Origin of the sequence: Nodularia chucula CCY0103 (assembly GCF_963923915.1) — a bacterium.
GTDB classification, from domain to species: Bacteria; Cyanobacteriota; Cyanobacteriia; order Cyanobacteriales; family Nostocaceae; genus Nodularia; species Nodularia chucula.
This window is the reverse complement of the sequence record NZ_CAWUOL010000004.1, coordinates 55,153-68,112: the sequence shown is the minus strand read 5'-3', so window position 1 is coordinate 68,112 and position 12,960 is coordinate 55,153. Positions and strand designations below refer to the sequence as shown.

The following is a 12,960-nucleotide window of genomic DNA, read 5'->3' as shown; positions in this document are numbered from 1 at the left end:
AGCTAATTCTGTTAAGATTCATTTCATAAAAGTTAAAAATTTATTACTACCCTCATGACTTTATTAATCGTCGGTGCTACTGGCACCTTAGGAAGACAAGTGGCTCGTCGTGCTATCGATGAAGGGCATAAAGTCCGATGTATTGTGCGGAGTACCAAAAGAGCCGCATTTCTCAAAGAATGGGGTGCGGAACTAGTGCGGGGAGACTTATGTAACCCCGAAAGCCTCACAGAAGCGCTGTCAGGTGTCACCGCCGTTATTGATGCTGCAACATCTCGTGCCACAGATTCATTGACTATTAAACAAGTAGACTGGGATGGCAAAGTAGCATTAATTCAAGCTGCAAAAACTGCGGGCGTAGAACGTTTTATATTCTTTTCTATTCTTGATGCCGATAAATATCCAGAAGTCCCACTAATGGAAATTAAGCGGTGTACAGAACAGTATTTAGCTGAATCTGGTATAAATTACACAATTTTACGCTTGGCTGGCTTCATGCAAGGCTTAATTGGTCAATACGGTATCCCCATTTTGGAAAATCAACCAGTATGGGTAACTGGTAATTCTTCCCCAGTGGCTTATATGGATACTCAAGACATCGCCAAATTTGCCATCCGCAGCTTGAGTGTACCAGCTACCGAGAAACAAGCCTTTCCAGTGGTGGGTACTCGTGCTTGGAGTGCAGAAGAAATTATTAAGCTCTGTGAACGGTTATCTGGAAAAGAAGCCAGAATCACCAGAATGCCCATTAACCTGCTGCGTACAGTGCGGCGAGTTATCCGTTTCTTTCAGTGGGGATGGAACGTCGCAGACAGACTGGAGTTTACAGAAGTCTTAGCCAGTGGTAGACCTTTAAATGCTCCTATGGATGAAGTGTATCAAGTATTTGGCTTAGACCAAGGAGAAACCACAACTCTAGAAAGCTATCTGCAAGAGTATTTTAGCCGAATTATGAAGAAGCTCAAAGAGTTAGACTACGAAAAAACTAAATCCAGAAAGAAAAAAGATAAACCTAAAAAAACTCCCTTTAAACAATCTTCCAAAGTTAATAGTCAGTAGTTATCAGTCACTGGGAAGTTAAAATTTTCCTCCCACTGCCAACTCCCAGTCATTTTTTTAGAGATTAATGACTACATTGACCAAAATATGTCACGATGACAGAAGTAAAAAGCATCTTTTAGTCTTGGATATTTGAGTGTGCCGAAAGCAGGCATTATTTACAATGACGTTAAACCGATAGCCGGTCGCATCGCTATCGAACTGCAAGAAAAGCTGACCTCCGCCGGTTGGGATGTAATTGTCACCACCAGCCTTGGTGGTATATTGGGCTACTCTAATCCAGAGAGTCCTGTGTGCCACACTCCCATTGAAGGACTGACTCCTCCTGGTTTCGACTCAGACATGAAGTTTGCTGTGGTACTAGGGGGAGATGGGACTGTTTTAGCCGCATCCCGTCAAGTTGCGCCCACTGGTATTCCTCTATTAACGGTGAATACTGGTCACATGGGATTTTTGACAGAAACCTATGTCAATCAACTGCCAGAAGCCTTAGAACAGGCGATGGCGGGGGAATTTGAAATTGAAGAACAAGCCATGCTGACTGTGAAAGTATTTCGCGGTGAGTCTGTGCTGTGGGAAGCCCTGTGCTTAAACGAAATGGTATTGCATCGAGAACCATTAACCTCAATGTGCCATTTTGAAATTGCTGTGGGGCGACACGCACCAGTGGATATTGCTGCGGATGGTGTGATAGTTTCTACCCCCACAGGTTCAACGGCTTATTCCTTAAGTGCGGGGGGTCCAGTGGTAACTCCTGGTGTACCAGTATTGCAGTTAGTACCTATTTGCCCTCACTCCCTAGCTTCCAGGGCGTTGGTGTTTCCGGATACAGAAAAAGTAAACATTTACCCAGTCAATATTCCCAGACTGGTGATGGTAGTGGATGGAAATGGGGGATGTTATATTTTTCCAGAAGATCGGGTATATTTAGAGCGATCGCGCTATAGTGTCCGATTCATCCGTTTACAACCACCAGAATTTTTCCGGATTTTGCGAGAAAAACTGGGTTGGGGTTTACCACATATCGCCAAACCATCATCAGTAGAGTTACCCTAGTAGCAAGAAATCACTAGGCTGGATGAGGAACTTGAAATCAGGGAAAAAATTGCATCTAATTACCTGTGATGATGATTTTTTGATCAAGTTTCTCAGGAAAGTCTAGACAATTTTAAATCCCTCATCAAAGATTCCCAATTATGATGACAATGGCTCACAGTCCCTGTGTTTTGGTGATTGAAACAGATGAGAGTTTAGCAAATCAGCTGTCCTTTGATTTGCGAGAAGCAGGTTATGAAGCGATTTTGGCTCATAATGCAGCTAGTGGTTTACAATCCTGCCGCGATCGCCAACCTGCTTTAATAGTTGTAGACCGAATGCTCTCAGGAGAATCAGGACTCTCATTGTGTAAAAATCTCAGAAACGCTGGGATGTGCGCCCCTGTCCTCATACTTATGGCCAGAGATACAGTAGATGACCGAGTAGCCTGTTTAGAATCTGGGGCTGATGATTACTTTCTCAAGCCTTATCGCCCAGAAGATTTTTTAAAATTGATTCGTCTCTATCTCCAACCAGATATTGAGACAACAGAACAGTTGCGCTTTGGGGATTTGATTTTAGATATCGCTACCCGTCGCGCCATACATAGCGGTCGGTCAATTGACTTGACCATGAAAGAATTTGAACTATTAAAATTCTTAATGGAACATCCCCGTGAAGTGCTAACCCGCGAACAAATTTTAGAAAACGTTTGGGGTTATGACTTTATGGGAGAATCCAATGTAATAGAAGTATATATTCGCTACTTACGCCTCAAAATTGAAGATGAAAGTCACAAACGCCTGATTCAAACAGTGCGCGGCGTAGGATATGTATTAAGGGAATCTTAAAATTAAAATTACTGCAAAAAATAGGAATTGATTATGCCAGAAGCCAAAAATGTACTAGGGACAGACCTGGAGAGTTGCTGTACATCTCCCATAACTGGCTATTACCGCGACGGTTTTTGTAATACAGGTGGTCAAGATTTTGGGATGCACGTTGTTTGCGCCCAAGTTACAGCAGAATTTTTAGAGTATACGAAATTACAGGGAAATGACCTCAGCACAGCAGTTCCCCAATTTGATTTTCCCGGATTACGTCCAGGCGATTGCTGGTGTTTATGTGCCGCCCGTTGGCAAGAAGCATTAGAAGCAGGGGTTGCACCTCCAGTTGTCCTTGCAGCCACCCATGCTAGAGCCTTAGAGGTGTGTTCTCTTGAAGATTTGCAAAAACACGCCGTAGGGTAGGGAGTAGGGAGTAGGGAGTAGGGAGTGGGTATCAATAATAAATTGTTCCCCAGCCTCAACACTCAACTAACGTCGTCCCTTCTTCTCAAAATACTGCTGATGTTCTGCTGTCGCTAAATAGTATTCACTAGCAGGTTTAATTTGTGTGACAATATTTTGCTCAAATTTTCCCGACATCTGAAGTTTTACCTTTGACTGCTGCGCCATTTCTAACTGCTGGGCGTTGTGGCAAAATATCACAGACCTGTACTGTTCTCCTTTATCTGCACCTTGGCGGTTGAGAGTCGTCGGGTCATGAATATCCCAAAAAACCGCCAATAAATCATCATAACTCACAAATTCTGGGTCATACTCCACCTGCACAACTTCCGCATGACCTGTAATTCTCGATAACACATCTAAATAACACGGGTTAGGAAAATGTCCACCCATGTAACCAACTGAGGTTGATTTTACCCCCTCGACTTTGCGAAATGCTGCCTCTACTCCCCAAAAACAGCCAGCACCAAAGGTCAGTTTTTCCATAACAGTTTGCAATTTAAACTCTGTAAAAATCCTAACGTGCTGGCTGAGGATGTTTTCAACAACCATAGTAAAAAAATAACCCACGTAGGTGGCCTTCCCTCCGGGAAGACGCTTCGCGTCATGTCTGTGTAGCCGCGACTTCTAGTCGCCAGGTGAATTTTAAAACATCCTGTGAAAATTAAATCTTCAGGTTTGCTTCTGATATGCAGGTGCAAGGCCATCAATTGCGGGGCCATTAATTACCTTACCCTTAGCATCAAACCGCGAACCATGACAAGGACAATCCCAGGTTTCTTCGGAAGAGTTCCAAGCAACTATACATTTCAAGTGGCTACAAACTGCTGAATGCTCATGCAAAGTGCCGTTTTCGTCTCGATAGGCGGCAATTTTAGTTAAGCCCTGACGCACCACTGCACCTCTACCGGCGGGAATCTTTTCTACAGAATCAACTTCCCCTGGCGTTATCCAATCTAAATACTGAGCCGCAACGTTAATATTTTCAGAGACAAAATCACCTGTTGCACCAATTCTAGTTCTTAAGGGGTCGTAGACTTCTGCCCAGGTATTAATTCGCCCCAAAATCAGATCAGTCAACAGTATTCCCGCAATAGTACCGTGGGTCATGCCCAAACCTGTGTCACCAGTGGCGATGTAGATATTATCCTCATCTAGAGGATTTTTGCCAATGTAAGCAATGCCATCATCAGCGTTCATCACCTGACCCGACCAGCGAAATAACCTCTCTGTCGCCATTGGGAAACGTTCTCTTGTCCACACTTCTAGTCTGGCATATCGGGCATCAGCATCATTAGCTTGTCCGGTTTTGTGGTCTTCTCCACCCACAATCAGGAGATCATACTGTTCATCCAGATTTTCCAGGCGCACGTAATGATAGGGGTCGAGAGTATCCCAGTAAAGGGCTTTAGTCATGGAACCGCGAGGTATTTTTACACCAATCACAAATGTCATGTAAGCCGCCTGCTTAAAGTGCATGGTAGCTACGTTACTAATTGGGGAATTGGTGGCTACAACTACAGCATCAGCTGTGACTACTTGACCATTGCTGGTTTCCACACGGGCGGTTAAACCACCTGTAATTTTTTGTACGTGAGTTCCTGTATAAATTTTCCCGCCCCGGCGTTGAATTGCTTCAGCTAATCCAGCTAAGTATTTCAGGGGGTGAAATTGTCCTTGGTGGGGAAAACACAGACACCTGCCTGTATTAAAGCTATCTATGGGGGCTTGGGGGACAAGTTCCACACCAGTGAGTCCGACGCGGTGGGCTGCGGCTAATTCTCGTTCCATTTCATCCTGAGATTGTAGGTCAGGGGGAAACAGATAACCGTTCAATCGCTCAAATTCACAGTCTATTTGTTCACGAGATGCGATCGCCTGTATAGTATCAATTGCTTGGGTGTGACTTTCTGCAATCAATTTTGTCAAATCACGACCATGAATATCTTCAAGCTCATAGTAGTAATGAGACAAGACATTGGATAAATGTGCTGTTGTCCGGCAAGTCTGACCCCCACCAATAGCGCCATCATCTAGCACTACAACTGATTTACCTGCACGACTTAACATATAAGCCGTAGACATTCCAGCCATTCCTGCACCGACAACGCACACATCAGCACGAACGTTTTCAGCCAGTACAGATTGATCTGGTACATCTGCTGTGGTCATCCAAATGGAAGTTGTTTTACCAGAGTCGTTTTGCATATTTTTGTATATTTCCCAGTTTAATCACCTGGGAGTAAAAGTCTTTCATCTGAGAAATAATTTCCCCGCCATAGTATTTCCTAGTCTCATAAAGTACAAAACTATCTGCGTTTATCAGTATCGATCCGCGTTACTGCTTGTACCTCACTTGAACGAGAATTGCTATACATACGATTTTAATTTTGATCTCTCAGTCATATCTCTACTAAACGTCAGATTATGCTGAAATTTTAAAAATATGTTTAGAGATAGATGATTTTGTCTCCATTATTATCTAATCTAGACTCTGCAATCAAAAAATCTGCACATAGATAGAGACAAAATAAATCAATAGTGAGTAGCTTAAATTACAAATTATCTAGTTATCTTAACTGGAGTCATGCAAAAATACTACATATTACTACACTAAACAGTTCGGTGGTAAAACTTCAATGTTAAACCTTAACCGCTTGCAACGGCGAGATTCATATGGATTACGAGTAGCCCAAATTAGCAGTTTTATCGCTTTCTTCGTCGGTGTCTTCGTGTTGTTTGGCTGGTTTTTCGACATCGAATGGATCAAAAGGTTTGGCGACACTGACTTAGTCACAATGAAGCCCAATACAGCTTTATGTTTTCTACTATCTGGTGTATCCTTGTGGACTTTGCAGCAGGGAAAAGCTGTAACAAGCAGTGAAAACATTCTTTACTGGCGCTTGTCTCAAATTTGTGCCGGAATTGTTACCTTTATAAGTGTAATTACAGTTAGTCAATATTTGTTCGGGTGGGACTTTGGGATTGACGAGTTACTATTCCCAGATAAACCTAATGCTTTATTTACATCCCATCCAGGGCGCATGGGTTTTAATAGTGCTGTTAACTTTGTGTTGGTGGGTATATCTCTGTTAATTTTGACCCATACCCAAAATCAGCGCAGTTATTGGTATGCACAAATTCTAGCTCTCATAGCAGCTGTGATTGCTTTACAAGTAGTCGTTAGCTATGGCTATCAAGTAGAATTTTTTTCCCGTATTGCCTCATATACAACATCAATGGCATTACATACAGGATTAACATTTATTGTAATTTCTGTAGGTATTCTGTGGATACATCCCAAGGAGGGATTAATGGAAGTAGTTATCAGTGATAGCTACGGTGGCTTAATTGCTCGTCGTTTGCTGATAGCAACCATTACGATTCCCTTAGTTTTAGGCTGGTTAATCCTCCAAGGTCAAGTCGCAGGAAAATACGGTTCCGCTTTTGCTATATCCTTATTTGCCATGATCTTAATAGTGATTTTTGCTATTTTGATTTGGCAAAGTTCATCAGTGGTTTTACGGCTTTGTCGTCAACATGAGGAGGCGCAAAAAAAACTGCGGACTTATGAAGAAAAACTGAGAAGTTTTGTAGATGCTAACGTGATTGGGATTAAGTTTGGTGATGTGTATGGGGGTATTCACGAAGCTAATGAAGCATTTCTGAGCATGATTGGTTATACACAAGAGGATATGTTATCAGGTCGGTTAAGGTGGAGCGATATCACACCACCAGAGTATTTATATTTAGATGAAAAAGGAATTGCAGAAGCCCAAGCGAGTCGTAATGGTGCTTGTACACCTTATGAAAAAGAATATATTCACAAAGATGGTAGGCGCATTCCCGTTTTAGTGGGTTATGTTCTCTTGGGTGAAAACCGAGAAGAGTCGGTAGTATTTATTTTGGACTTAAGAGAACGCCAGCAAGCTAGAGAAAAAATTATCCAACTAAATCAGGATTTACAACGTCGCATCACGGAATTACAAACTTTATTTGAAGTAATTCCCATTGGGATTGCTATGGCTGAAGATGCGGAGTGCAAAAAAATTCGAGTTAATCCTTACTTTGCTCAACAATTGGGAATTTCACCGGATGAAAATCCTTCCCTCTGCCCGCCTAGAGGTAAAAAATCAAGTAAATTTAAAATCTACTGCAACGGTAAAGAGTTATTACCAGAAGAATTACCCATGCATTACTCGGCGGCTCATGGTGTTGAAGTTCTAGATTTTGAACTCGATGTTATCCATGACAATGGCAGAGTTGTGAAGTTGCTGGAGTCTGTGGTGCCGTTGTTTGATGAAGAGGGTAAGACTAGAGGGAGTGTGGGCGTATTTTTGGATATTACTCAGCGCAAGCAGATAGAGTCAGCAATTCAAAATCAACAAAAATGGCTGAAAGATTTGCTGGATAAAATGCCTCTACCATTACTGTTTATTGAACCGGAAACGGCGCAGGTAACTTTTGCTAATCTTGCGGCTAATGAATTAGCTGGGGGTGAATTTCTCACGGGTATACCTGTAGAGGAATATGAAAAATTTTATAACTACACAGATGGGGACGGAAATCTCATTCCTAAAGACCAAGTACCAGGGGTAAGAGTAGCTCGTGGGGAATGTTTGGATGGATTGGAGGTAGATTGGCATACCAGTGAGTGTGTGCGCTCTCTACTCATATTTGCTGACACTTTACCAGCGATGCATGGTCATCCATCTACCTGTGTGATGGCGTTCCAAGATATTACCAAGATCAAGGAAATCGAAACAGCCCAGGTGTTAGGCTACAAAAGGTTACAGTTGCTATTTAATACAGCTAGTGATTTGTTATCGAGTCAGCAACCATTAGCTCTAGTGGATAGTTTCTTCCAAAAACTGGCGGAGCAGATTGATTTAGATGTTTATTTCAACTATTTAGTTGATGAAAAGTCTCAGTTAATGCACTTAGCATCCTTTAAAGGTGTGTCTGAAGAAATTGCTGAAAAATATGAGTGTCTAGAGGTGGGAATATCTATCTGCGGTACTGTAGCTCAAGAACGCCAGCCTATTTATATAGAAAATGTTCAGGAATCAACTGAACCAAAAGCGGCTTTGATTCGGAGTTTAGGAATTACTGCTTGTTACAGTTACCCATTAATCGCATCGGGACGGCTTTTGGGGACTCTGTGTTTTGGTAGCCACAGGTGCGATCGCTTTAGTGAAAATCAACGCAGTATGATCCAAGCTGTGTGTGACCAAATTGCGATCGCCATGGAAAGAGCCAGTTTAATTAGTTCTTTACAGCAGCAAACTGAGCAACTGCGCGCAGCTAACCGCATGAAGGATGAATTTCTGGCTATATTATCCCATGAGTTGCGATCGCCCCTGAATGCTATTCTCGGTTGGGCGCAACTACTGCAAAGCCGCAAACTCAGCGACATTCAGATAGCTAGAGCGGTGGAAACTATCGAACGGAACGCCAGAACACAAACCCAGTTAGTAGAAGATTTGCTGGATATATCCCGCATGATCAGGGGTAAGTTACATCTAAATGTTTGTACTTGCGATTTGGTTCCCGTAATTGAGTCAGCTATTGAAACAGTTAAACTGGCCGCCCAAGCTAAAGAAATTGAGATCAGATTCTCCCAGATTCCTTCCTCAGAAAAACAGCCCTGTCAGGTTAGATTTTTAGTTGCTGGTGATAGTGAGCGTTTACAACAAATTATCTGGAATTTATTATCAAATGCCATCAAATTTACACCTACAGGCGGTAGGGTAGAAATTAAACTTTCCCAGAGCGTTGAGCATAGTCAAGAATTACCCAGAACCATAACTAGTTATGCTCAAATCGAAGTCAAGGATACAGGGATTGGCATTAAAACTGAGTTTCTTCCTTATGTTTTTGACCGCTTTCGTCAAGCCGATAGTTCTAGTACCAGATCCTATGGTGGATTAGGCTTGGGTTTGGCAATTGTACATCATTTAGTAGAGTTGCATGGTGGCATTATCTATGTGGATAGTGGCGGTGAAAACCAGGGAGCAACCTTTACTGTGAAGTTACCACTGTTGTTAGAACCTGAGAGTGTTACTTCTGAGTCGGTAAGTAGTCCAAGTACAGATTTTGCTCAGTTTCCTCTTCCCTGTCTTTCAGGTGTGCGCATCCTGGTTGTGGATGACGAAATTGATACCCGTGATTTTATGGCTACGGTACTAGAACAGTATGAGGGGGAAGTTAAAGCAGTAGCATCGGTTCCAGAGGCATTGCAAGCCATTTTAGACTGGAAACCAGATGTTATAGTCAGTGATATTGCTATGCCCGATGAAGATGGTTATTCATTGATTCGGAAGGTGCGATCGCAACCACCAGAACAAGGTGGTAAAATCCCCGCAGCTGCTTTAACAGCCTATACTAGGGCAGAAGATCGCACCCGCGCTATTCAAGAAGGTTATCAGCTACATTTACCTAAACCTATTCAGCCTGCTGAGTTAGTTACAGTAGTAGCTAGTCTCGTAATTCGTAATTCGTAGTTGGAATTTGTTGGGGCTTGTACCCATAGTTATTGGAAGTTAAAAATTCACCTCTACTCCCCACTCCCCACTATGTCCTTTGTCCCATTACATATTCACAGTGATTACAGTTTGCTTGATGGAGCCAGCCAGTTACCAGAGTTGGTAGATCATGCTATTTCCTTGGGGATGAAAGCGATCGCCCTTACCGATCACGGTGTCATGTATGGTGCTGTAGAATTAATTAAAATCTGCCGTAGTAAAAATATTAAGCCCATTATCGGCAACGAAATGTATGTGATTAACGGCGATATCACTAAGCAAGAACGCCGCCCTAAATATCATCAAGTCGTTTTAGCTAAAAATACTCAAGGTTATAAAAATTTAGTTAAAATTACTACTATTTCTCACCTAGAAGGTGTCCAAGGTAAAGGAATTTTTTCCCGTCCTTGTATTAATAAAGATTTACTCAAACAATATCGTGAAGGTTTGATTGTTACCAGTGCTTGTTTAGGTGGAGAAATTCCCCAAGCCATCCTCAGTAATCGACCAGATGCAGCCCGAAAAATTGCCAAATGGTATAAAGAAATATTTGGTGATGATTATTATTTAGAAATTCAAGACCACGGTTCCCAAGAAGACCGCATTGTTAATGTTGAAATCGTTAAAATTGCGCGAGAATTAAATATTAAATTTATTGCTACTAACGACTCTCATTTTATCTCTTGTTTTGATGTCGAGGCACACGATGCTTTACTATGTATTCAAACAGGACAGCTAATTAGTGAAGATAAACGGATGCGTTATAGCGGCACAGAATATCTCAAATCTGCCGATGAGATGAAACTGCTATTTCGTGACCACTTACCAGATGATATCATTGCCGAGGCGATCGCCACCACAGAAGAAGTCGCCGATAAAGTGGGAATCTACAATATTATGGGTGAGCCGCAAATTCCCACACCAACTATACCTTCCGGTCACACCCCCGACACTTACGCCGAAGAAGTAGCTTGGAACGGATTATTAGAAAGATTAAATCGTAAATCGCGCAGCGAAGTAGATCAAGTCTATAAAGACAGATTGGAATATGAATTAAAAATGCTGCAAAAAATGGGTTTTTCCACCTACTTTTTAGTCGTGTGGGATTACATCAAATTTGCCAGAGATAATAATATTCCTGTGGGGCCTGGTCGGGGTTCTGCGGCTGGTTCCTTGGTAGCTTATGCCATGAAAATTACCAACATTGACCCAGTACATCATGGCTTACTATTCGAGCGTTTCTTGAACCCAGAACGTAAATCAATGCCAGATATTGATACAGATTTCTGCATTGAAAAACGCGATCAAGTGATTGAATACGTCACCCAAAAATATGGTAAAGATAGAGTTGCCCAAATCATTACTTTTAACCGCCTCACTTCCAAAGCCGTATTAAAAGATGTCGCCAGAGTCTTGAATATTCCCTACGGCGAATCAGACAAAATGGCGAAATTAATTCCCGTAGTCCGGGGTAAACCCACCAAACTCAAAGTGATGATTTCGGATAAAACCCCATCCCCAGAGTTTAAAGAAAGATATGATAATAATCCCCATGTACGCCATTGGCTGGATATGGCCATCCGCATTGAAGGAACTAACAAAACCTTTGGTGTCCACGCAGCCGGCGTAGTCATTTCTGCTGACCCATTAGATGAAATGGTCCCCCTGCAAAGGAATAATGACGGCTCAGTAATTACCCAGTATTTCATGGAAGACCTGGAATCAATGGGTTTGTTAAAAATGGATTTTCTGGGGTTACGTAACCTCACCCTAATTCAAAAAACACTTGATTTAATTGAACAAACCAAAGGCTATCGCATTGACCCAGATGAAATTACAGGTCAGGAAAGAAAAGCTCAAAAAATCTTAGCCAAAGGTGAACACAGCACTTTACCCAAAGATGTCAATCAATCATATCAACTTTTAGAATCTGGCGATTTAGAAGGAATATTTCAATTAGAATCTTCAGGAATGCGTCAGATAGTTAGAGATTTGAAACCTTCTAATATTGAAGATATTTCTTCTATTTTGGCACTGTATCGACCAGGCCCTCTAGATGCAGGATTAATTCCCAAGTTTATTAACCGTAAACATGGACGGGAAGCAATTGATTATCAGAGTGATATCTTAGAACCTATATTAAATGAAACCTACGGAATCATGGTGTATCAAGAGCAAATTATGAAAATTGCTCAAGATATGGCTGGGTATTCTCTAGGACAAGCGGACTTATTGCGCCGTGCTATGGGTAAGAAAAAAGTTTCTGAGATGCAGAAACAGCGAGAGAAATTTGTCGATGGTGCGGCAAAGAATGGAGTAAAAAAACAAGTAGCTGACGAATTATTTGAGCAAATGTTGAAGTTTGCCGAATATTGTTTAAGCTATGATACAGAAATTTTAACAGTAGAATATGGCTTAATTCCTATTGGGGAAATTGTCAATAAATCCTTAGAATGTCATGTTTACAGTGTTGATGACAATGGGAATGTTTACACCCAACCCATAGCCCAGTGGCATAATAGAGGAGAACAGGAAGTATTTGAATATTCTTTAGCAGATGGTTCAATTATTCGCGCCACAAAAGACCATAAATTTATGACTACTGACGGGCAAATGTTGCCAATTGACGAGATTTTTGCCCAGGAACTAGATTTATTACAAGTGCAAGGTTTACCGGAGTAACTCATGCTTGTAGCCAGAACTTTAGTCCTCTCCATCTCCTGTCAGAAACGATATGCGAATGAGATGCTACACAAACGATAGCTAATTTCGAGAATTTCTAGGAGGAGTAACTATATATATATTGTCGCTTCATCAATAAATATATGAGCGCTTCCTTCTTTTTGAAGTAGCTGTTGCATTTGAGGCGTATCTGGGAGATGCTTGGCAACGTGTTTAGTGTCGAAACTTAGTTCACGGTCAATTAAACTCATTCAAAGCAGTTTTACACATAATTGAGAAAGTTCGGTCAAGAATTTATCAGCGATCGCTTACTCCTATATTCTGTTTTACAAACCATACCTTGCAGCAATTAGGAATACTCATGAGCAAAT

9 protein-coding genes are annotated in these 12,960 nt (G+C 41.7%); 6 read left to right on the top strand and 3 right to left on the bottom strand.

The genetic code is table 11. From position 1 onward, the window contains the following. The first annotated feature begins 54 nt into the window (after positions 1–54). The 4 genes from ACM0OP_RS02645 to ACM0OP_RS02630 all read left to right on the top strand — a co-directional run bounded on the left by ACM0OP_RS02645 (position 55) and on the right by ACM0OP_RS02630 (position 3,344). Complete coding sequence (locus tag ACM0OP_RS02645; protein WP_414526825.1) at positions 55–1,059, top strand: SDR family oxidoreductase; 1,005 nt, start codon at positions 55–57, stop codon at positions 1,057–1,059. 138 nt (positions 1,060–1,197) lie between these two features. Further along, entirely contained in the window at positions 1,198–2,115 is a 918-nt protein-coding gene (locus ACM0OP_RS02640) for an NAD(+) kinase (protein WP_414526824.1), read from the top strand. 143 nt (positions 2,116–2,258) lie between these two features. After that, a complete protein-coding gene (gene nblR / locus ACM0OP_RS02635; RefSeq protein WP_414526877.1) occupies positions 2,259–2,945 on the top strand; it encodes a response regulator transcription factor NblR in 687 nt (228 codons plus the stop codon). 33 nt (positions 2,946–2,978) lie between these two features. Then, positions 2,979–3,344, top strand: coding sequence for a DUF2237 family protein (locus tag ACM0OP_RS02630; RefSeq protein ID WP_414526823.1), 366 nt, complete (start codon positions 2,979–2,981; stop codon positions 3,342–3,344). 66 nt (positions 3,345–3,410) lie between these two features. Here ACM0OP_RS02630 and msrA read toward each other — a convergent pair whose 3' ends face one another. Next, the gene (gene msrA, locus ACM0OP_RS02625) at positions 3,411–3,869 is read right to left on the bottom strand and encodes a peptide-methionine (S)-S-oxide reductase MsrA (protein ID WP_414526876.1); all 459 of its coding nucleotides are present in this window, start codon (positions 3,867–3,869) and stop codon (positions 3,411–3,413) included. 186 nt (positions 3,870–4,055) lie between these two features. Then, positions 4,056–5,591: an FAD-dependent oxidoreductase gene (locus ACM0OP_RS02620; RefSeq protein ID WP_414526822.1), complete on the bottom strand. Its 1,536-nt coding sequence runs from the start codon at positions 5,589–5,591 to the stop codon at positions 4,056–4,058. A gap of 431 nt (positions 5,592–6,022) precedes the next feature. Here ACM0OP_RS02620 and ACM0OP_RS02615 point away from each other — a divergent pair, with 431 nt between their 5' ends. Both ACM0OP_RS02615 and ACM0OP_RS02610 read left to right on the top strand, forming a co-directional pair. After that, positions 6,023–9,886 carry an ATP-binding protein gene (locus ACM0OP_RS02615; RefSeq protein ID WP_414526821.1) on the top strand — a complete coding sequence of 1,288 codons (3,864 nt, stop codon included), beginning with the start codon at positions 6,023–6,025 and terminating at the stop codon, positions 9,884–9,886. Between the two features lie 72 nt (positions 9,887–9,958). Beyond that, on the top strand, positions 9,959–12,589 hold the full coding sequence (locus tag ACM0OP_RS02610) for a DNA polymerase III subunit alpha (RefSeq protein ID WP_414526820.1): 2,631 nt from the start codon (positions 9,959–9,961) through the stop codon (positions 12,587–12,589). 110 nt (positions 12,590–12,699) lie between these two features. Here ACM0OP_RS02610 and ACM0OP_RS02605 read toward each other — a convergent pair whose 3' ends face one another. After that, positions 12,700–12,840: a DUF6972 family protein gene (locus tag ACM0OP_RS02605; RefSeq protein ID WP_414526819.1), complete on the bottom strand. Its 141-nt coding sequence runs from the start codon at positions 12,838–12,840 to the stop codon at positions 12,700–12,702. Between the last annotated feature and the right edge of the window lie 120 nt (positions 12,841–12,960).